17 protein-coding genes are annotated in these 21,353 nt (G+C 63.9%); 11 read left to right on the top strand and 6 right to left on the bottom strand.

The features are described from left to right. Positions 1-10: 10 nt before the first annotated feature. Both ACVOLZ_RS13980 and ACVOLZ_RS13975 read right to left on the bottom strand, forming a co-directional pair. Positions 11-796, bottom strand: coding sequence for a fimbrial biogenesis chaperone (locus ACVOLZ_RS13980; RefSeq protein ID WP_481516697.1), 786 nt, complete (start codon positions 794-796; stop codon positions 11-13). A gap of 11 nt (positions 797-807) precedes the next feature. Further along, a complete protein-coding gene (locus ACVOLZ_RS13975; RefSeq protein WP_481516696.1) occupies positions 808-1,320 on the bottom strand; it encodes a Csu type fimbrial protein in 513 nt (170 codons plus the stop codon). A 375-nt stretch (positions 1,321-1,695) separates the two neighbouring features. Here ACVOLZ_RS13975 and map point away from each other — a divergent pair, with 375 nt between their 5' ends. The 7 genes from map to ACVOLZ_RS13940 all read left to right on the top strand — a co-directional run bounded on the left by map (position 1,696) and on the right by ACVOLZ_RS13940 (position 11,640). Beyond that, complete coding sequence (gene map, locus ACVOLZ_RS13970; protein ID WP_481516695.1) at positions 1,696-2,472, top strand: type I methionyl aminopeptidase; 777 nt, start codon at positions 1,696-1,698, stop codon at positions 2,470-2,472. A gap of 20 nt (positions 2,473-2,492) precedes the next feature. Continuing rightward, positions 2,493-5,108 (top strand): [protein-PII] uridylyltransferase, encoded by a 2,616-nt coding sequence (locus tag ACVOLZ_RS13965; protein ID WP_481516719.1) that lies wholly within the window; start codon positions 2,493-2,495, stop codon positions 5,106-5,108. Continuing rightward, a complete protein-coding gene (gene dapD / locus ACVOLZ_RS13960; protein ID WP_481516694.1) occupies positions 5,108-6,193 on the top strand; it encodes a 2,3,4,5-tetrahydropyridine-2,6-dicarboxylate N-succinyltransferase in 1,086 nt (361 codons plus the stop codon). The genes ACVOLZ_RS13965 and dapD overlap by 1 nt, the downstream gene beginning before the upstream one ends. A 273-nt stretch (positions 6,194-6,466) precedes the next feature. After that, on the top strand, positions 6,467-6,823 hold the full coding sequence (locus ACVOLZ_RS13955) for a Spx/MgsR family RNA polymerase-binding regulatory protein (RefSeq protein WP_481516693.1): 357 nt from the start codon (positions 6,467-6,469) through the stop codon (positions 6,821-6,823). A gap of 58 nt (positions 6,824-6,881) precedes the next feature. After that, entirely contained in the window at positions 6,882-8,009 is a 1,128-nt protein-coding gene (gene dapE / locus ACVOLZ_RS13950) for a succinyl-diaminopimelate desuccinylase (protein WP_481516692.1), read from the top strand. Between the two features lie 56 nt (positions 8,010-8,065). Beyond that, positions 8,066-10,948 (top strand): diguanylate cyclase, encoded by a 2,883-nt coding sequence (locus ACVOLZ_RS13945; protein WP_481516691.1) that lies wholly within the window; start codon positions 8,066-8,068, stop codon positions 10,946-10,948. A gap of 230 nt (positions 10,949-11,178) precedes the next feature. After that, the gene (locus tag ACVOLZ_RS13940) at positions 11,179-11,640 is read left to right on the top strand and encodes an N-acetyltransferase family protein (RefSeq protein WP_481516690.1); all 462 of its coding nucleotides are present in this window, start codon (positions 11,179-11,181) and stop codon (positions 11,638-11,640) included. A gap of 34 nt (positions 11,641-11,674) precedes the next feature. Here the strand turns inward: ACVOLZ_RS13940 and ACVOLZ_RS13935 are convergent, their stop codons facing one another. Together ACVOLZ_RS13935 and ACVOLZ_RS13930 are read right to left on the bottom strand one after the other, a co-directional pair. Next, positions 11,675-12,361: a pentapeptide repeat-containing protein gene (locus ACVOLZ_RS13935; RefSeq protein WP_481516689.1), complete on the bottom strand. Its 687-nt coding sequence runs from the start codon at positions 12,359-12,361 to the stop codon at positions 11,675-11,677. Positions 12,362-12,458: 97 nt separating this feature from the next. Continuing rightward, positions 12,459-13,355 (bottom strand): tetratricopeptide repeat protein, encoded by an 897-nt coding sequence (locus ACVOLZ_RS13930; protein WP_481516688.1) that lies wholly within the window; start codon positions 13,353-13,355, stop codon positions 12,459-12,461. A gap of 358 nt (positions 13,356-13,713) precedes the next feature. On the opposite strand from ACVOLZ_RS13930, the gene asnB reads away from it, so the two are divergent. The 3 genes from asnB to ACVOLZ_RS13915 all read left to right on the top strand — a co-directional run bounded on the left by asnB (position 13,714) and on the right by ACVOLZ_RS13915 (position 17,368). Continuing rightward, on the top strand, positions 13,714-15,399 hold the full coding sequence (asnB, locus tag ACVOLZ_RS13925) for an asparagine synthase B (RefSeq protein WP_481516687.1): 1,686 nt from the start codon (positions 13,714-13,716) through the stop codon (positions 15,397-15,399). A 98-nt stretch (positions 15,400-15,497) separates the two neighbouring features. Continuing rightward, positions 15,498-16,883 (top strand): cation:proton antiporter, encoded by a 1,386-nt coding sequence (locus ACVOLZ_RS13920; protein ID WP_481516686.1) that lies wholly within the window; start codon positions 15,498-15,500, stop codon positions 16,881-16,883. Between the two features lie 56 nt (positions 16,884-16,939). Next, complete coding sequence (locus ACVOLZ_RS13915; protein WP_481516685.1) at positions 16,940-17,368, top strand: RidA family protein; 429 nt, start codon at positions 16,940-16,942, stop codon at positions 17,366-17,368. Between the two features lie 134 nt (positions 17,369-17,502). On the opposite strand, the gene ACVOLZ_RS13910 is transcribed toward ACVOLZ_RS13915, so the two are convergent. Beyond that, positions 17,503-19,824: a penicillin acylase family protein gene (locus ACVOLZ_RS13910; RefSeq protein ID WP_481516684.1), complete on the bottom strand. Its 2,322-nt coding sequence runs from the start codon at positions 19,822-19,824 to the stop codon at positions 17,503-17,505. A gap of 149 nt (positions 19,825-19,973) precedes the next feature. Here ACVOLZ_RS13910 and ACVOLZ_RS13905 point away from each other — a divergent pair, with 149 nt between their 5' ends. Next, the gene (locus tag ACVOLZ_RS13905; protein ID WP_481516683.1) at positions 19,974-20,462 is read left to right on the top strand and encodes a bacterioferritin; all 489 of its coding nucleotides are present in this window, start codon (positions 19,974-19,976) and stop codon (positions 20,460-20,462) included. Between the two features lie 80 nt (positions 20,463-20,542). Here ACVOLZ_RS13905 and ACVOLZ_RS13900 read toward each other — a convergent pair whose 3' ends face one another. Further along, entirely contained in the window at positions 20,543-21,199 is a 657-nt protein-coding gene (locus ACVOLZ_RS13900; RefSeq protein ID WP_481516682.1) for a thiopurine S-methyltransferase, read from the bottom strand. Positions 21,200-21,353: the final 154 nt, after the last annotated feature.

Below are 21,353 nucleotides of genomic sequence, written 5' to 3'. Positions count from 1 at the left end.
CATCGCCAGGTCAAAGGTCAACAGGGCGCAGCGGCTGCGGGATGGCGGCATCGTTCAGCCTGGCCTGCAAAGTGCCGGTGAGGGGGAAGGGAGTTGCCAGCGGCAGCGTCCACTGCATGTGTTGGCCGGCCAGGACATAGCCCAGCAGGCCAGGCGTCAGTTCGATCGGTGGGCCGCCCTCCGGTAGCCAGCGCAGCTGGCTGAGGCGCACGCGTTGGGCACCTGCGTTGTGTACCGACAGGGTCAACAAGCCGGCGTCCACCCGCCAGTTGGCGCGCAGCCCGCTTGCGTCGGCAACGGTCCTGTTTCCCAGTTCGCGCGGCATCGCGCCAGCGGGGAGCACGAATGTCGGGATGGAGTAGCGCAGCAGGAAATTCAAACCCTGTGCGGGCCTGGCATGGGCGCTGGGCAGCTCATCCACCAGCAGGCGATAGGCCTGTTCCTGTGTGCCTGCCGCTGGCAGCGGCAGGGGGCGCAGCACGCGCACCAGCTGCCGCTGGCCGGCGCCGATCTGGACGATGGCCGGGCGCGCCAGCAGCAGCTGCGAGGGCTCAAGCACATCGCTTGCGTTGCTCTGGGTCCAGCGCTGTACCCGCACCTGCGCGTGCAAGGGAGTGTCGCCGGTGTTCTCCAGCCACAGTGCCTGCGCCTGTTGGTCATCGCTGAACTCAATCAGGATGGGCGCGACCTGCAGGTTGCCGGCGCAGGCCAGTGGTGCCATCAACAGCAGGGCCCACGCCGCCCAGCCTCGGGCGCGTGGCCCGATCCGGGGTGGATGCAAATCGGGCAGTTGCATTGGGCCTGGGCTCAGTAGGTGATAGTGGCAATCACCGTGTCGCCGTAACTGCCGGCTGGCGCATCGGTGGAGGGCACGCGGCCATAGACCGGGATGGTCTGTGCACTGGCATTGCCGGTGCCGGCGAGGGTGTCGGTGCCGATTACCTCGCCCCAGAAATTCAGCCGGCCGGCATCGCGGTAAAGCCCATAGGCGACGAAGTTGCTGGCGCCGTCGCTCATGCGCCGGTTGTCGGCGGCAGCCGTGGTGCTGGTGGCATTGGCGCCTGGGTTCATGCCGATGGTGTAGGGCGTACCATTGGTGCAATTCACCTCAAGTGTGCCTTGAGCGTCGAGCGGGGTGCCGGTGGCGCGGGCCAGGCTGCCAAAGTCGATGTCGCCAGCGGCGACGGTCTGGATGTCGCAGGATTCGGTGATGACGAGGCGGACCTGGAACTGTGCGGTCTGGGTTGCTGCCTGCGTGAGGGCTGCAATTCCCGCCAGCGCAATGCTGGTTGCGGTGATGAGAAGCGTGCGCGTGAGCATGTTGATTCTCCCGGCGATTGGCGGCAGTGGCGATGCCTTGGGGCATGGCGTCGGCGTGCGCGCAAAGCTAAGCATGTCAACGCGGCGCTGACACGTGTTCACGCTTGCAGTTTCGCCTGAACGGGGGATCTTGCTAAGTTCAGTCAATTGGAAACTTGCGCCACCAATTCGGGCTTGCCCCGGTGGCTCAGGATTTGCCGGCGGCCGGTGTGGTCAGATGCCTGATCTGAGCGATTCGCATGAGTATGGATGTTGGCCGCTGGCTGGGCGTCCCCAGTCAGGAAAGTCCCGGGCGGGTCCAGAGTGGGTGTCCTATTCCGCGTTCATTAATGTGAAATACTTAGCGAAATAGCCCAAATGGGGGATAATCGGCGCATGGCAATCCAACTGAAAACCCCCGAAGAAATCGAGAAGATGCGCATCGCCGGCCGTCTGGCGGCTGAGGTGCTCGACATCATCACCCCGCACGTCAAGCCCGGTGTCACCACCGAAGAGCTGGATCGCATCTGCAACGACCACATCATCAATGTGCAGGGATCCATCCCGGCCAATGTGGGCTACCGCGGATTCCCCAAGACCGTGTGCACCTCGGTGAACAACGTCATCTGCCACGGCATTCCCAGTGAAGCCAAGGTGCTCAAGGATGGCGACATCGTCAATATCGACGTGACCGTCATCAAGGATGGCTGGCACGGTGATACCAGCCGCATGTATTACGTTGGCACGCCGTCGGTGATGGCCAAGCGCCTGGTGGAAACCACCAAGGAAGCAATGTGGCGTGGTATCCGTGCGGTCAAGCCGGGCGCGACCTTGGGCGATGTGGGTCATGCAATCCAGGAATTCGCTGAAGGCGAGCGTTTCAGCGTGGTGCGTGAGTACTGCGGCCATGGTATCGGCAAGGTCTACCACGACGAGCCGCAGGTGCTGCATTACGGCCGTCCCGGCCAGGGTCTGGTGCTCAAGCAGGGCATGACCTTCACCATCGAGCCGATGATCAATGAAGGTACCCGTTACACCAAGGTGCTGCCGGATGGCTGGACCGTGGTGACCAAGGACCGCAAGCTCTCGGCGCAGTGGGAACACACCATTGTGGTGACCGAGGACGGCGTTGAGGTGTTGACGTTGTCGCCGGCGGAATCCGCGCAGGCATGACCTCACTGCCGGCGGGCCCGATTCTGGACACGCCGGCAGATCCTGCCGGTGACGCGCAATGGGCTGCCGATGCACGGCAGTCACTTGCCCATACCGATGCCCGCCTGGGCAAACGCTTCGAGCAGACCGACAATGTCGAACGTCTGCCCGGCCTGCGCACGCGCGCGGTCGATCAACTGATCATTGAAGCCTGGCAGCGCTGCATTCCCGCAGCGGCTGGTTTGGCCCTGTTCGCGGTCGGCGGCTACGGCCGTGGCGAGCTGTTCCCGCGCTCGGACATTGACCTGCTGGTGCTGGCTGAAACCGAAGTGCAGCAGCGCCACGAAGCCGCACTGGCACGCTTGTTCGCCTTGTTGTGGGATGCCGGCTTGCCGGCCAGCCATGCGGTGCGCTCGGCAACGCAGTGTGTACACGCTGCAGCCGATCAGACGGTGCTGACCGCGTTGATCGAGGCGCGCCCGCTGGTAGCTGATGCAACCGCCCAGCATGGTTTGGCGCGGGCGATCGCGCCGAGTCTGGTATGGCCGCCGCGCGAATATTTCCTTGCCAAACGCGAAGAACTGCTGGCGCGCCACCAGCGTTTTGGTGATACCGCCGACAACCTCGAGCCGGACATCAAGGACGGCCCGGGCGGTCTGCGTGATCTCAATACGCTGGGCTGGATGGCGCTGCGCGCTTTCGGCGTCAGCAATATCGATGCCTTGGTCGGGCTGGGCCATCTTGGTCTGGACGAGGCGGCGGCACTGAAGCGCGAGCGCCTGGTACTGGCACGGCTGCGCTTTGGTCTGCATCTGGTCGCTCAGCGCCCGGAAGAGCGGCTACGTTTCGACTACCAGAAGACCTTGGCCGCGCGGATGGGTTTTGGCGACGACGCTGAAAGCCTGGGCGTGGAAAAAATGATGCAGGGCTTCTATCGCAGCGCGACGGTGATCCGCCGCATCAGCGATCGCCTGCTGCAACGCTTTGAAGAGCAGTTTGACGGCGAGGCCACGCCGCTGCCGGTAGGCGAGGGGTTCTCGCTGCGCCGCGGTTATTTGTCTGCCGATGATCCGCTGTGGCCGCATGGCGACATCCGCAGCATTTTTGCCTTGTTCGCCTGCTGGGCGCGTACCTCCGACGTGCGCGGCCTGCACTCGATGACCGCACGCGGTCTGGCCGAGATGCTGGACGAAATTCCCGCCTTTACCGCCGTGGACGAGGCCGTCCGCGAGCAGTTCATGGCTTTGCTGCGTGGGCCACGCGCGGTCGATACGCTGGCACGGATGGCACGCCTTGGCGTGCTGGGGCAGTGGATTCCTGCATTCGCAGCGGTGTCCGGGCGCATGCAGTTCGACCTGTTCCATGTCTACACGGTGGACCAGCACACCTTGATGGTGCTGCGGAACATGGCCTTGTTTGCCAGCGGCCGCGCCGATGAGCGCTTCTCCATCGCGCATGAAGTCTGGCCGCGCCTGCGCAAGCCGGAATTGCTGCTGCTGGCCGGCCTGTTCCACGACATTGCCAAGGGCCGTGGTGGTGATCATTCCGAACTGGGCGCGGTGGATGCGCGTGAATTCTGCAGCGCACATGGCTTGAGCAGCTCCGACACCGAGCTGGTGGCGTGGCTGGTCGAACAGCATCTGCGCATGTCGATCACTGCACAGAAGCAGGACATCACCGACCCGGAAGTGATCCACCGTTTTGCCGGTCTGGTTGGCGACCGTGATCGTCTCGATTACCTGTATCTGCTGACCTGTGCCGACATCGCCGGCACCAGCCCCAAGATGTGGAACGCGTGGAAGGACCGGCTGCTGGCCGACCTGTACTTCGCCACCCGCCGCGCGCTGCGCGAGGGCTTGGAGCACCCCTTGCCGGAAGCGGAGCGGGTGCAGGAAGCGCGCGATAACGTGCGCGAGCAGATGCGACTGCTTGGCCATGAGGATGCGGTGATCGACCGCCAGTTCGCAGCCATGCCTGACGAAAGCTTCGTGCGTTTCCGCCCCGAGCAGTTGGTATGGCAGGCGGCGTCGCTGGTGGAAATCCACAAGGGCGGCACCTTGGTCAAGGTGCGGCGGATCACGCCGGAGAGTGATGCGTTGGAAGTGTTTGTGCACTCGCCGGACCGCGACGGCATGTTCGCTGCCATCGTGATGACCTTGGATCGCGCCGGCTACGGTATTCACCGCGCACGCGTGCTCGACGGCCCTGACGACACCATCTTCGATACCTTCGAAGTCACGCCTGCGGGCAGCTTTGCCGATGGCGACGCCGCGCGTCTGGAATCCGTGCTGCGCAAGGCGCTGGCCGGCAATATCCTGGCCCTGCGCCCCTCGCGGCGGGTGATGCCACGCCAGCTCAAACACTTCCGCTTCGCCCCGCGCATCGAGTTTCTCGACGCCAGCCATGAAGGCCGGACCGTCTTGAATCTGGTGGCGCCGGATCGCCCCGGCCTGCTCGCCGATGTGGCGCACGTGCTCCGTGACCAGCGCCTGCGCGTGCAGGATGCACGCATCGCTACCTTCGGCGAGCGCGCCGAGGATCAGTTCCAACTTACCGATCGCCACGATCACCCCCTTACCGAAACCTCCATGCAGGCTTTGCGTGACGCATTGCTGGCCTGCCTGGATCCCGACAACAAGCCAGGAGACCCCCACTGATGGCAAGCAAGCCCGCAACCAAGAACACCGTGACCAAGAACACCGCCAAGAAGGCTGCGCCGAGCAAGGCCGTAGCGCCGAAGAAAAAGGCCGCAGCAGCGACCAAACCGGCCGCCAAGCCTGTTGCGAAGACGGTTAAGGCACCGGTCAAGAAGGTTGCCGCTGCCAAGCCGAAGTCGACCAAGCCGAAGTCGACCAAGCCGGTGACGCCGTCGGTGGGCCCGCGCAGCCTGCGCAAGCCGCCGGCGCCGGGCGTGGCCGAGCTGAAGTTCGGTATTGAAAGCGCATTTGAGCGCCGCACCATGCTGACCATGGACGAGATCGAAGGGTCGACCCGTGCGCTGGTCAACCGCGTGATCGACGGCCTGGAGTCCGGCGAATTCCGTGTTGCCGAGCCCGATGGCAACGGTGGCTGGAAGGTCAACGAGTGGCTGAAGAAGGCCGTGTTGCTGTACTTCCGTGTCAACGATATGGCGGTGATGGACGGCGCCCCGGCACCGTTCTGGGACAAGGTCGAGTCGCGTTTTGAAGGCTACGACGAAGCCGCCTTCCGCCAGGCCGGCGTACGCGTGGTGCCGGGTGCGATCGCCCGCCGCGGTACGCACTTCGGCAAGGACGTGGTGCTGATGCCGAGCTTCACCAATATCGGCGGCCACGTCGGCGAGGGCACCATGGTTGATACCTGGGCCACGGTGGGGTCCTGCGCGCAGATCGGCAAGCATTGCCACCTGTCCGGCGGCGCCGGTATTGGCGGTGTGTTGGAGCCGCTGCAGGCCAGCCCGACCATCATCGAAGACCATTGCTTCATCGGCGCGCGCTCGGAAGTGGTGGAAGGTGTGGTTGTCGGCCACCACAGCGTGATCGGTATGGGCGTATTCCTGAGCCAGAGCACCCGCATCTACAACCGTGCCACCGGCGAAGTAACGTATGGCTATGTACCGCCGTACAGCGTGGTGGTCAGCGGCTCGCTGCCGTCCAAGGACGGCACGCATTCGCTGTACTGCGCGGTGATCGTCAAGCAGGTGGACGCCAAGACCCGCAGCAAGACCAGCGTCAATGATCTGCTGCGCGGGTTGGCTGACTAATCCAGCCGGAGGTGCAGCGCCGTCCCTTCTCCCGCGCGCGGGAGAAGGTGCCCGCAGGGCGGATGAGGGGAGCTTTAGCTTCGCTCTTGCTCTGCGGGTTGGGAGCTTTGATTACTAGCTAGAAGCTTCCCCTCACCCCCAGCCCCTCACTCCGTGCCCCGGCCCTCGCGCTGACGCGAGTGCGCTCTCCGAGTCGCGAACCTTTGGTTAGCAAGCGACTCGGGTTCGCCCCGCAAGCGGGAGAGGGGAGCACATCACCGCGAGCTTTGAGCAATGACCACGATCTACGGACTAAAAAATTGCGACACATGCAAGAAGGCCACCAAGTGGCTGGATCGCTTCAACGTCGCCTACACTTTCGTCGACTACCGCGACAACAAGCCCAGCCCGGAAACCCTGCTCGAATGGGCCGGCAAGGCTGGCGGCTTCGCCGCGATGATCAATAAATCCTCAACCACCTGGCGGCAGCTGCCGGACAGCCGCAAGTCGCCCGAGTCCGATGCCGAGTGGAAGCTGCTGCTGCGCGAGTACCCGCAGCTGATCAAACGGCCGCTGGTGATCACCGACGACGGCGCCCTGAGCCAAGGCTTCAGCGACAACGGCTTCAAAGCCCGCTTCAACATCGCCTGATCCGCCACCACATGTAGGAGCGGCCCAAGCCGCGAAGCCACCGATCCATAAGGCCCCCATGAACGACGTACTAGCCCTGACCTGCGACCTGATCGCCCGCCCCTCGGTAACTCCGGAAGATGCCGGCTGCCAGCAACTGATCGCAGGCCGCCTCAACGCCGCCGGCTTCAACTGCGAGCACCTGCGACTGGGCGAGGTCGACAATCTCTGGGCTACCCACGGCAGCGGTGCGCCGGTCCTGGTGTTGCTTGGCCACACCGACGTGGTGCCGACAGGTCCGGTTGAGGCTTGGAGCAGCGACCCGTTCAAGCCGGAAGTGCGCGACGGCGTGCTGTACGGGCGTGGCACTGCCGACATGAAGGGCAGCGTCGCCGCCTTTGTGGTGGCGGCCGAACAGTTTGTTGCCGCGCACCCCAACCATCCCGGCACGCTGGCGGTGCTGCTGACCAGTGACGAGGAAGGCGATGCCATCGATGGCGTGCGCCATGTTGCCAAACTATTCGTCGAACGCGGGCAGGGCATCGACTGGTGCATCACCGGCGAGCCTTCGTCCACGGCCAAGCTTGGTGACCTGCTGCGCGTCGGCCGTCGTGGCAGCCTCTCGGCCAAGCTGCGCATCAAGGGCGTGCAGGGCCACGTGGCCTATCCGGACAAGGCAAAGAACCCCATCCATCTGGCCGCGCCGGCCTTGGCTGAGCTGACCGCCCGTCATTGGGACGACGGCTACGAAAGCTTCCCGTCCACCAGCCTGCAGATCTCCAATATCAACGCCGGCACCGGCGCCAACAACGTAATCCCCGGCGAGCTGCAGGTTATGTTCAACCTGCGCTACAACCCGCATTGGAATGCGGACAAGCTGGAAGCCGAGATCGGCGCGCTGCTGGACCGTCACGGGCTGGATTACGACCTGCATTGGCACCGTAGCGGCGAACCGTTCTATACCCCGGAAGGCCGTCTGCGCAGTGTTGCCCGTGACGTACTGGCCGAGTTCGCCGGTGCCGCGCCGGAAGAAAGTACCGGCGGTGGGACCTCCGATGCCCGTTTCATCGCGCCCCTGGGCGCGCAATGCATCGAGGTGGGGCCGGTGAATGCCAGCATCCACCAGGTCGATGAGAATGTGCGCGTGTCCGACCTGGAAGCGCTGCCTGACCTGTACCGGAAGCTGATCGAAAAACTGCTGGACTGAACTGTTACGGTGCGGGTGCACAATCTTGCCGGGGGGGCGAGATGGACAGGGTTCAAATGTGGTTCCTTAATGGGCTGATAGCCCTTGTGCTGGCGTGCGTGTTGCCGCTCGCGCACGCCAATACCACGATGCATGGCTTGCCGTTGCTGCGGCAGTTCGGGGTGAGCCAGCTGCCGGCGTCGCCAACCTATCCAGGCGTGGTCGTTGACCGCGCAGGTAATCTTTACGCGGCCAGTGGCGAAGGGGTGATGATCTTCCGTAGCGGCGTGTGGGAGCTGCTGGAGGCGTCGGGCGAAGCGCCGGTGTACTCGATCATGCTGGCCCGCGATGGCAGCATCTATGCGGCGGGTGCGGGCGTGTTTGGGCGGCTGCTGCCGCAGCCCGATGGCAGCCATCGGTTTGTCGATCTGCTGCCACGCTTGGCCAGTGCGGGCTTGGTACAGGGGCCGATCGAAGTCTTTTCGTTGGGGGAAACTGCGCGTGGCGTGCATGCGGTCAGCGCCGGGGCCTTGTTCGTGCTGGAAAAGGACGGCAGCACCAGCCGGCTGCAGCTTCCCGTCGGCGCGCGTACACGCCCGTTGGTGGCGGGCGACACCCTCTACTTCCGGGTGCCGGACGCAGGTCTGTACCGCGTGGACAGGGCTGCGATGGCTCTGGTTGAAGGTACCGGGGCACTCGCAAAGCTGCGTGTCCCCGCTGCCTGGCCGTATCGCGGCGGCCTGTTGTTCGCTGCCGCCGACGGCTTCCATTTCAGTGATGGCAAGCGTCTGCGCAAGCTCGACACCGAGGCCGACGCGGCGTTTCGTCTGCACCAGCCCTATACCGGCATTGCCTTGGCCGACGGTGGCTTCGCGGTTGGCAGCTTCGACGGCACCATCATGCGCTTCTCGCCTGGCTTGCGCCTGCTCGATAGTTTCGCTGCCAGTGCGGGCGAGATGCACGATCTGGTGGAAGATCGCGAAGGTGCGGTATGGATCTCCGGCGAAAATGGAATCGCACGCCTGCGCTGGTCGCTGCCGTGGACGCGCTATGGGCGCCTGCATGGGCTGAGCGGACGCGTCTTCGACAGCACCTGGTATGACGGCCGCCTATGGGTGGCGAGCATGGGTGTGTGGAGCGCGCAGCCCTCTGCGGCGGGTACGCCGATGTTCTCGCAACTGCAGTGGTCGCGCCGCGATCTGGAGACCTTCGCGCTGGAAGGGACAAACGCTGGACTCCTTATCGGGGATCGCTACGGCCTGGCGGTGCTCGATCCCCGCCAAACTCAACCACGGCGGCTGCTGCCCTCGGTGCTGGGTGACAGTGTCGGCAAGCTGCTGCCCTCGGCGCTCGACACCAAACGCATGTTCGCGGTAACCAACAGTCGAATCATCGTGCTTGGCCAAGACAGCGGGCGCTGGCAGGTGCAGGCGCAGTGGAAGATCGGTACCCGTGCGGCTGACGGGCTATATGAAGGCGCCGCCGGCGAGTTGTCGGCTGGTGACGCAGGCGGTGGCGTGAGGCGTTGGCGTTTCGCGGCGGATAGTGGCCAGTTGCTCGCGGAGCAGCGTTTTGGGGCGGCGCAGGGTCTGCCTGTCGCGGCAGGGCAAGGCACCCGTTTGTTCCGTAGTGATGGCGTGCTGTACGCGATATCCGGCCAGCATGTGCATCGACTGAAGGGTGAACGGTTTGTTGCTGCCGAGTTGCCCGTGCTCGCGGGACTGCAGGCACCCATGGAGTTGGAAGGCGAGGACAATGCCAAGGGAAGCTTCGCCTGGACGGCACGGCAGTTGTGGTGGCGCAAGCCAGGTACCAGCACGTTCCAACTACAGCAGGTCAGCGATAGTCGTGTGCCCGGCTTCATGACGGTCGCCCTACACGGCGATGGGCAACTGCGCGTGGTCACTCGCGACAGCGTATTGCAGCTGGATCCTGCCGCGGTTGAATCCACCGCAGCAGCACCGCAGGCGCGGCTTGATCGCGTCGAGTTGCAAGGCCCGAATCACCCGCCAGTGTTGCTGCCGTTGTCGCCGCACACGGTGCCACGGCTGCCAGCCGGTGCGGGCTTGGCCTTGCGCTTCGGTGTGCAGAGCATGGAGCCGGAGGTCGAGTTCCGTTATCGGATGGCCGGCTACCACGATGAGTGGTCGCCCTGGGCGGCCGGACGCGAGCTGACCTACCAGCGCTTGCCGGCTGGGGCGTACGTATTCCAGTTGCAGGCGCGGGTATTGGGTGGCGCGGCGACCGAGACGATGCGCTACCGGCTGCAGGTCGCGCCGTTCTGGTATCAGCGACCGTGGGTGCGGGTTGCTTTTGCTGTAGCCGGCTTGTTGCTCATTGTGTTGGTGGTGCGTCTGCGCACGCGCGCCATCAACGCACAGAACCGCCTGCTGGAACAGAAGATCAGCGAACGCACGGCCGAGCTGCAGAGTGCCAACTCCCGGCTTACGGCTTTGGCGGTCACCGACGGGCTCACCGGGATTGCCAACCGCCACGCGATGGAGAAAGCCTTGCCGCGCGCCTGGCAGCGCTGCGTGGAAAGGCAGGAGCCGTTGGCGGTGATGATGATCGACGTGGATCACTTCAAACAGTTCAACGATACCCATGGGCATCATGTCGGTGACCTGCAATTGCGACGCGTGGCGCAGACGCTGGCCGCGCAGGTAACCGGGGCCGAAGAGCTGGTCGCACGCTACGGCGGCGAGGAGTTCGTGCTGATCCTGCCGGGTTGCGACGAGCAGGCGGCGCTTGCGCGTGGCGAACGCCTACGCAGCGCGGTGGAGCAGGTGACTGGTGCGGCAGGTCAGCGGGTGACGATCAGTGTCGGCGTGGCGGTGTGCACCCCTGTATCTGAGGGAGACCCGATGGCATTGGTGCGCTGCGCCGATCAGGCGCTATACCGGGGCAAGCGTGACGGGCGGAATCGGGTGGATGTTGCCAGCCTTCAAGAAGATGCGTAGCCGATAGTGGCTGCCGGCGCAGCGTCGCTAGCGCATGTCGGAACCAAATCTTCCAACAGAGCAGCGCCTATGGCTATAGTGCCTGCGTCGGATGTCGCTTCAAGTTTGGCTGGATGAAAGTCGCTCACGGTCCAGAGGATCGATGCGAACTGAAGAATCCTGTGTTGCTCGCACAAGCGTGGCGCTGCTCCGCCACATCGGCTTAACTCAGACCTTGGTCCAAGGAAGACATGAGTCAGATACAGAGTTTTCAGATACGGCAAGCCAGCGTTGCGGATATAGGGACGCTGGTTGCGCTCTTTGACGCCTATCGGGTCTTTTATGGCAAGCCCAGCGATCTGGCGCTGGCGCGCGCCTTCCTGCTGGAGCGCTTCCAGCACAACCAGTCGGTTATCTTTCTTGCGCTCCAGGACAGCGGTGCTGCAGTCGGATTCACACAGCTCTACCCCAGTTTTTCGTCCGTTTCCGCGGCCCGCAGCTTCATCCTCAACGATCTGTTTGTAGTTCCTGAGGCGCGGCGTGCCGGGGTTGCCGCCCAGCTGTTGGGGGCTGCGGCAGACTATGGGCGTGCGGTTGGGGCAATACGACTTTCACTGTCCACGGCTGTCAGCAATGAATCCGCACAGGCGCTGTATGTATCCGAGGGCTGGGTGCTTGATGCCGAATTTCATGCTTACAGCCTCTCGCTGTAAGTACAGCAAAGCCGTCTGGCCGACGGCTCTGGAGTCAATCAACAATCAATCCAAACGCCGCCAGCGCCGCCGCAGCCTGCCGCTGTGAGATCACCGCTTTCTTGAAATACTTGGCGTCCATCACGTTGAGCCCGCTGATATCTGTATTGCGCAGGTCGGCGCCTTCGAATCGGGTCAGCCGGGTCTGCGCGTTGCGCAGGCTGCCGCCAGTGAACACGGCATCGCGGAAGTCGCAGCCGGACAGGTCGGCATCGGAAAAATCCATGCCCTCCAGTTCTGCCTTGCGGAATGACATTCCACGCAGGTCGGCGCTGACCAGCAGGCAGTCGCGGAAATCCAATGCCCAACCGCTTACTTCCTGCAGGTGTGCGCCGGTCAGCTTGCAGTCCTTGAACTGCACCGACGACAGCGTGGCGCGGCGCCAGAAGCTGTTGTTGAGGTCGCAATGATCGAAGCGTGAATCGCTGAGCTGTGCCGAGCTGAAATCACATTGGCTGCCACGACATTTCTGCCACTGGCTTTCTTCCAGCGATGCGGCCAGCCAGTTTGCCTTGCTCAGCGAGCACTGTTTGAACTGGTAGCCGTCCATGTCCAGTCGTGAGAAATCACCTTCGTCCAGCGTGCAGGATTCGAAAACCGCTGCACGCGGATGCGCACGGATGATCTGCTGCATGCGTGCGCGGTCGATCGTCTCTTCGCGGATAACCAGGGTGTTTGTCATGTCAAAATCTGCAGGTGCCAGTGCGTCATTCTGCGCGACATCAATCTGCTGATGCAGTCTTGTCGCGGCGGATGTTGTGTGTACAGACCTGATTGATCTATTCGAAGATGAAGAATGGCGGCGCGATGGCCCGACGCCAATACGACTCATCAGCCAGATAGAACTCCTGTGCCTTGGCGCGCGCGAACCATGCTGCCGCTGCAGTTTCGTCCTTCTGCAGGCCCTTGCTACCGCGACCCAAGGCCAAGCCTGCGAAGTACTGGCCGTAGACATTGCCCTGTTCGCCGGCGTGCTGATACCAGCGCAGTGCCTCGCGCATATCCGTTGGCATGCCGATGCCCGCTTCGTGCAAGGCGCCAAGATCGACCTGGGCCTCAGCATCGCCGCGTGCGGCACGGCGCTGGATGCGGGCGATGGTCGCATTGGTGGAGGGCTGGTCGGAGGCAAGGCGCGCAGCTTCGGTTGAGGCGAGGGTTGCGTTTCGCAATGCGTCCAGTTTGTACAGCTCACGCATATACACCGCTGAGCGCAGACGCCAGCGCAGAGCGCCAGCCATGTCGCCTTGGCGTTCGTACCAACGTGCCAGATCGGACATGGCATACGGCGAGCCGTGGTAAGCGGCACTCTGGTACCAGCGCAATGCCTTGCGCGGCGATGGCTTGAAGCGAACATCCTCCGGCTTCTGCGGTTCATCGCTGCTGTCCAGGCGGCCGCGTTCAAGGATCCTGCCCAGTTGTTCCTCGGCGCCGGTGCTGCGGTGGGTGCGTGGCGTTGTCGCTGCTGCGCGCGCGTACCAATCCAGTGCGCGTCGATCGTTCCAGGCCTGGTACATCTTCGCGACCTGCAGGGCCGAATCGAACTGGCCGTCAGCGGCTGCGGACAGCGCAGCGCGTTCGGTATCGCTGGGCGGGCGGGTGTTGGGCGTAGTCGCGCAACCGAGCAAGGTGAACAGGGGCAGAGCGTACAGCAGCACGCGGGGCGTGGGACGGGGCATCCAGCAGGTCCGGGCAAGGCGGCCGACGATTATCGCGGAGCGCGCCGGCCCGGCCGCTGAATCGGTTGCCAAAGCAACAGTTGCGCAGCCGCTAAAAGCGGGATACGGTCAGCGCCATGTCCTCGCTCCTGGCCACCGCCGTCAACAATAACAACCGCAATAATCTGCGCGCGAATAATCGTGCGCGGCCACTGCGGGACTGCGACCAGAGCTAGAACAGGCAACACGCTCAGGACACCAGAAAACCCGCATCGGCCGATGCGGGTTTTTTTGTGGCCGGGGCGGGAACACCGAGCGGCTGCAGGTCTTCAAGCCGTTGCTTCCAATGTTTGTCCCCACACAACCCAGGAGCTTTCCCATGTGTTCCATCTTCGGCATTTTTGGCCTGCAATCCGGTGACGACCTGCAGGCGCTGCGTCGGCAGGCGCTTGAACAATCCCAGCGCCAGCGGCACCGCGGCCCGGACTGGAGCGGTGTCTACGTAGACGACGGCGCCATCCTTGTGCATGAGCGTCTGGCCATCGTCGATCCGGCTGGTGGTTCGCAGCCGCTGCTGTCCGACGACGGTCAGCTGGCGCTGGCAGTGAACGGTGAGATCTACAACCACCAGGAGCTGAAGAAGGAACTGACCCAGCCCTATGCCTTCCAGACCGGCTCGGACTGCGAGGTGATCAACGCCCTGTACCGCGAGGACGAGCCGGCGTCCTACTTGAACAGGCTCAACGGTATCTTCGCCTTCGCGTTATGGGACCGCGCCAAGCAGCGCGTGATCATCGCCCGCGACCCGATCGGCGTGGTGCCGCTGTATTGGGGCCACGACAAGCAGGGCCGGCTGTGCGTGGCTTCTGAAATGAAGTCGCTGTCCGACACCTGCGCCGATGTCGCACAGTTCCCGCCCGGCCACTGGTACGACAGCAGCACCGATACGCTGAGCAAGTATTACGAGCGGCCGTGGCGCGATTACGCTGCGGTCGAGGGCGTGGACGTGTCGTTGGTTGAGCTGCGCGAGGCCTTTGAGCGGGCCGTACACCGCCAGCTGATGACCGACGTGCCGTACGGCGTGTTGCTTTCTGGTGGTCTGGATTCGTCGCTGGTCGCTGCAGTTGCCGCACGTTATGCACGTAACCGCATCGAAGACGGTGGCCAGAGTGAGGCCTGGTGGCCGCGTCTGCACAGCTTTGCGATTGGCCTGAAAGGCTCGCCGGATCTGGCCGCCGCCGAAGTGGCTGCTGCCGCGCTGGGCACGGTACATCACGGCTTCGAGTACACCTTCGAAGAAGGCCTGGACGCGGTGCCGGAAGTGATCCGCCACGTAGAGACCTATGACGTCACCACCATCCGTGCCTCAACCCCGATGTTCCTGCTTGCGCGCCGGATCAAGGCGATGGGTGTGAAGATGGTGTTGTCCGGCGAAGGCAGCGACGAGATCTTCGGCGGCTATCTGTACTTCCACAAGGCGCCGAACGCACTGGAATTCCACGAAGAGCTGGTGCGCAAGCTCGATGCACTGAACAACTACGACTGCCTGCGCGCGAACAAGTCGATGATGGCCTGGGGCGTGGAGCCGCGCGTGCCGTTCCTGGACCGCGAGTTCCTCGACGTGGCGATGAAGATGGATGCACGCCACAAGATGGTCGACAAGGCCAGCGGCCGCATCGAGAAGGCGGTGTTGCGTGAAGCCTTCGAAGGCTATCTGCCCAAGGAAATCCTGTGGCGGCAGAAGGAGCAGTTCAGCGACGGCGTCGGCTACGGCTGGATCGACGGTCTGAAAGCGCATGCCGAAGCCCAGGTCAGCGACCGCGTGCTGGCCGCCGCCGACAAGCGCTTCCCGCACAACCCGCCGCAGACCAAGGAGGCGTACTACTACCGCCACGTGTTCGAGCAGTTCTTCCCAAGCCATGCGGCATCGGAAACGGTTCCGGGCGGCAAGTCGATTGCCTGCTCGTCACCGGCGGCGATTGCCTGGGATGCCAGCTTCGCCAGCATGGCCGATCCGTCCGGCCGTGCCGTGGCCGGTGTGCACGAGCAGGCCTTGGCGGGCTGAGTGACGGCGCACGGCCCGCAATGGTACGGGTCGTGCGTTTGCAGCTGCCTTGGTGCACCCGTGGGCCGTATCATCGCCGGCTTACGCAAGGGAAGATCATGGACGCAGGAACGCATCGCCCCGGCTCGCGGGTGCATTGGGGCTGGCTCTACCTGGTTTGGGCCGCGCTGCCGCTGCTGGCGGCGCTGCTATTGGCCCGCTACGCCGGGATGGATGTGCCGGCGCCGGTGCACCAGGCGGCCAAGGCCGGCTCGGCGGCACTGCATTCGAGTTCTCCCTTGGGTCTGTTCCTGCTGCAGTTGCTGGTACTGCTGCTGGTGGCCAAAGGGGCTGGACGGATGTTGCGCTGGTTTGGCCAGCCGGCCGTGATTGGTGAGATGGCCGCCGGCTTGATGATGGGGCCGCTGCTGTTTGGCAGTGTATTCCCGCAGCTGCAGGCCGCACTGTTTCCGGCCAGTTCACTGGGCCCGCTTGGTCTGGTCAGTCAGCTCGGTGTGCTGATGTTCCTGTTGGTTGCCGGCGCCGAGCTTGATCTGGGGCGGTTGCAAGGGCGGCGACGCTTTGCCATTGCGGTCAGTCACGCCGGTATTGCGGTGCCATTTCTGTGTGGCGTGTTGCTCGCAATCTGGTTGTTTCCGGCGCACGGCCCGGCCGGCGTAGGCTTCACTTCGTTTGCGCTGTTTATCGGTATCTCGCTGAGCATCACTGCATTCCCGGTGCTGCTGCGCATTCTTGCCGATCGCGACATGACCCACAGTCCCTTGGGGCAGACCGCGATTGCCTGCGCAGCGCTGGGCGATGCGACGGCCTGGTGCATGCTCGCGTTGATCGTCGCAGCCACCCAGGCGGCCGGCTGGGGCGCAGCAGGTTTCAGTCTGGCCTGTGTGACGGTTTTCATCGGCCTGATGCTTGGTGTGGTGCGGCCTTGGTTCGCACGGCAACAGATTGCCGCCGGGCGCGAAGGCGCGTGGTTGCTGGGCATGCTGTTGCTGACACTGGCCAGTGCCTTGTTGACCGAGTCCTTGGGCATCCACGCACTGTTTGGTGCGTTTGCCGCCGGTGTCGCTGCGAATTCCAATGTGCAGCTGCGCGAGTTGATCATCAACAAGGTCGAACCCTTGGCGGTGACTCTGTTGCTTCCGCTGTTCTTCGCGATGACCGGATTGCGCCTGCGTGCCGATGCCTTGCAGGTCAGCGATCTGTGGCTGTGTCTGCTGGTGATAGCGGTGGCGAGCATCGGCAAGCTGCTTGGCACCTTTGCCGCCGCGCGTAGTGCGGGCATGCCGGCGCACGATTCGCTGCGCTTGGGTGTGTTGATGAACACCCGAGGTTTGATGGAGCTGATCGTGCTCAATCTTGGTTATGAGCTTGGCTTGCTCGGCGACCGCCTGTTCGCGGTGTTGGTGATCATGGCTTTGGTGACGACGGCGATGACCGGACCGCTGCTGAGCTGGAGTGCGCGCGGCAAGGGCAGGGCAGGCTGAGTGTGTTTTAGACGTACTTCGTTGGTGTTGTTCCTCTCAATTCAAAAGGATTTCCGATGCGCGTATTGCCGTTGTTGATGCTGGGGTTGTTGAGCAGTCCATTCGTTGCGGCCGCGAACGAGGTGCCGTTGGAGCGGCATCAACTAGGCAGCTGGGAGACGGATATCGGCTATACCGGCGTGGTGCGCGATGGCGACACGCTGCATGTTTCCGGTGTGCCGTGCAGGGGCGCGGACATGCAGGCTGCGGTACGTGATTGCTACGGCAAACTCACCGAGATCCTGCAGCAGTTTGATGCGGACAGCAGTCAGGTGGTCAAGGAAACGGTGTTCACCACCGATATGGATGGCTTGATCAAGGCTATTCCCGATCGCAAGACCTTCTTCGCCGATGGCAAGTATCCAGCCGCGAGCTGGGTGCAGATCAGTCGCCTGTTCGACGCCGAGGCCAAGCTCGAAGTGGAGTGGACGGTGCGGTTGAAGTAAGGGCGACAGTGACGATAGGCAGATCCGCGGTTTGTGGGAGCGGCGCAAGCCGCGAAGCAGGAACACCATCAGATTGCACACACATTGAGGGTTCCACTAATTCCAGCTTCGCGGCTTACTTCGCTCCCGCAGTTTCAGCGCGGGCTCAAGCTCAAACTGTGCGCGGGCTGACCTGGCAGGAACGGGGTCGGCCGGCCTTCCACCCAGTCGTCGTGGCCTGCGCCCCAGAACGGTGACAGCGGATGGCCGCTCTGGCCGCCGGGCATGTGCACGATGCCATCGGCTTCGTGGCCGGGCGACACCACCATGCGCTCGGAGGCACCGAACTTGGGCCCGACCACGCGTGGCATGTTGTCGTCGCCGGCCAAGGGCTGGGCCGGCATGCACAGCCAGCGCTTGAACAGGCTCGGTAACGCTGCCGAGACGGGGTGGCAGATGGCAGCGGTGTTGCGCTCGCCCCAACTGCGATCGGCTAGATCGGGGCCTTGCTTGGCCAGATCGTTTTCCAGCTGGCGGGCACTGTCGGTCAGCAACGCATCCCAGCTCTTGTGAGGCGGTGGCAGCAGGTGCGGTGGGCGTTCGTTGAGCAAGGGCCACAGCACTCCTTCGAACTGGGCCAGTTTGGGTGCGATGTAGCGCTCGCCCAGTTGCTCCTTGGCTGGTGCCAGCAAGGCGCCTTCCATGTTGTCCATCAGGATGCCGCGGAAACCGCGCGCCATCCGGTAGCTTACCGAATCGGTGGAGGCGCGGCCCTGCCATTGGCGGCTGGCGGCCTCCAGTCGTTTCAGTGCCGGATCATCGCTGTGTTCGATGGTCTGCCGCAGCAGTTTCCACCAGCGTTCCATCAGCACTGCGCGGTCGTCGAGCTGGATCGCCAGCAGGTCACTTTCCTTGAAGCTTTCGTGGGCAAACAGGCCGTCGCGGATCTGCTTTGCGCGTGCGCCGAAGTCATAACCGCCATCGCCAGCCTCGGCCAGTGCCGCGCCATCAAGTACGCGGCCATTGGCCGTCCACAGGCGGTGATCGGGTGGGTCGATCAGCGCTGGTGCCTGATCGGTGCGGATCGGCCACGGCGAGCAGCTGGCCTGAGCCGCTGCGTCGGCATGGCAGCTCGGGTCACGCGCGGGGCGCGCGCCGATCAGGCGCCAAGCGATGCGGCCGCTGCGGTCGGCGACCAACAGATTTTGTGCGGGGATGCCGGAGCGATCGGCCACCGCAAATGCAGAATCCAGATCGGCGGCCTTGGCCATATCGGCAAAATCCAGGCGGACCGCACCGGCTTGCTGGCCAACCCAGCGCAGGGCGAGTAGCTGCCCGTTGGGTTCGTCGTGCAGGATCGGGCCCCAGTCGCTTTCGCGCACCAGCAGCATTTCCGGACTGGCACCGGCGACGGCGATGGCCTCGTTGAAGGTGCGCAATGGGGTATTCGTGGGGAGATGGGTGTAGTCGGCGGTGTCGATGTAGCTGTTGGTGAAGGCCCAGGCCACCCGCGTATTGCTGCCGACGATGACTGCAGGCAGGCCGGGCAGGGTAAAGCCGGTGACATCGACCTTTCCTTCCGGGGCGGTCGGATCGGCATAGCGCAGGCGTGCGCGGAACCAGATGTTCGGCGAGCGCAGGCCCAGGTGCATGTCGTCGGCGATGATGGCGCGGCCGTCTGCGGTCAAGGCGCCCGCTACTGCGAAGTTATTGCTTCCTAAGACCTCAGACTCTACGGCGACCGGCGCAGGTGGCGCGCTACCGGCAACACGCAGGTCCAACGTAGCGGCGTCCGGCAAGGCGGCATCGCCACGGGGCCCGCCGAACAAGGGCGCATCCCAGCTGCTGCCGTCATGCGCCAGCAGCGCATACAGCGCCGGCGGCACCACGCTGCGGATGCGCGCCATCGCCAGCTCACGGGTATTGGCCGGGTCCTGAAGGTCGGCATACATTGCCAGCCCGGTCAGCACCGAGTCCTCCAGCTCCCATGGTCGCGGTTGCTGGCGCAGCAGCAGATAAGGCCAGGGCCGTACCGGCAAGGCGGCAAGGCCGGCATTGACGCCGTCGCGGTAGGCTTCGATCACGCCGCGCTTGTCGCCCAGGGCCGCGCCCAGGTTCTGCTGGGTATGGGCGCGCAGACGGTGCACGCGCATGCGCTTGTCCAGTGGCAAGGCCTTGGTGCCGAACAGCTCGGACAGCTCGCCGGCCGCTGAGCGCCGCATCAGGTCCATCTCGAAGAAGCGTTCCTGCGCGTGTACATAGCCCAGGGCACGAGCCATGTCGGTCTCGTTGGCGGCCTCGACGGTGAGCACCCCCAGCGCGTCACGCTGGATGCTGACCGGTGCCGACAGCCCCGGCAGGGCCAGTTCCCCGTCCAGCTGCGGCAGGCTGCCGCGCAGCAGCCCCCAGATGACCAGCAGCACTACCAGCAAAAGCCCCAATACAACCCAAAGCGAACGCAGCAGCCAACGCAGCACAGGCCTACCCCCGGTAGCGGTTCTGTCGCGATTGTAGACAGCTTGTGAAGCCGAAAGAGAGGGAATCGCAACTGAAAGTGATTCTGATTAGATCATTGGGTTTTCAGATGGGGCACCCTATGCACCATCGAATCATCAGGAGCACCCCCATGCAGGGTAAAGCCGAAGTCATTGAATGCCTGAAGGAGCTGCTGCGCGGCGAACTGGCTGCGCGCGACCAGTACTTCATCCATTCCCGTCGTTATGAGGATCAGGGCCTGCTGGCGCTGTACGAGCGTATCGGTCACGAGATGGAAGAAGAGACACAACACGCCGATGCGCTGCTGCGTCGCATCCTGTTCCTCGGCGGCAACCCGGACATGCGTCCGCACGGCTTTGAGCCGGGTGTGACCGTGATGGAGATGCTGGAGAAGGATCTGCAGGTGGAATACCAGGTGCGCGCCAATCTGGCCGCCGGTGTGAAGCTGTGCGAAGCGCAGGGTGACTACGTCAGCCGCGACATCCTGCTGCTGCAGCTGCGTGACACCGAAGAAGACCATGCCTGGTGGCTGGAGAAGCAGCTGGGCCTGATCAAGCGTATTGGTCTTGAGCTGTACCAGCTGAGCAAGATGGACGCCAAGGGCACCGCGGCGCATTGATCTGTAGTGCCGACCCATGGTCGGCATCTGTCAGGTCTATCGGTAATGCCCCTGCCGACCATGGGTCGGCACTACGGGCGTTACAGGCGCTGCAGCCTGTAGACGGCGGTGGATAGCGCGCTTACGCCGTCGGCGCGGAAATCCGGCTGCTGATCGAGGATGTCGCGACGCTCCAGCAGGCCCGCTTGCCACGGGCTGGCGAACAAGCGCTGCACCTCGGTTTCTTCCACTGAGAACGGTGGGCCTTGCTTCTCGTCCTGCGGGTACTCCAGGGTGATCAGCACACCTTGGCAACCAACCGGCAACTGCCCGTACAAGGTGTCGCGGTAGTGCTGGCGCAGGTGCGGCGGCAGGGCGATCAGGGCGGCGCGGTCGTAGACACCGGCGACATCCCCCAGCAAGTCCGCATCCAGCGCGAAGGCATCGCCGCAGATGATTTCGATCAGCCCGGCGCTGTAGTGCTCGCCGTATGGGCTGCTGTGGCGCTGCGGAGTGATGCCGGCTTCGGCGAAGAACTGCTCGATCGCCATCGGCGACAGTTCGACGCCAAAGACGCGGTGGCCTTGCGCGGCCAACCAGTGCATGTCCAGGGTCTTGCCGCACAGGGGCACCAGCACGCGGCTGCCTGGCGGAAGCTGCAGTTCGGGCCAGTGCTTCTGCAGCAGTGGCATGACCTCGTTGCGATGGAAGCCGATTTGACCGTTCTGCCAACGTTGCAGCCAGAAGTCGGGTTGCATGGGAGTTCTCCGAGTGCGATTGCGTTGCAGATTACCTTGCTGTTTGTGGGAGCGGGGGGACCCACCCAGGGGAGGGCGAATGTTAGAAATTTCGTTTTTGTGTGGGGGGATGGGTTTGGGTGGGGGGGGTGGGGGGGTGCGGCCCCCCCCCACA

It is taken from the genome of Stenotrophomonas sp. STEN020 (genome assembly GCF_056760195.1).
The sequence above is the reverse complement of the archived record's forward strand: the minus strand, read 5'-3'. Positions and strand labels throughout refer to the sequence as shown.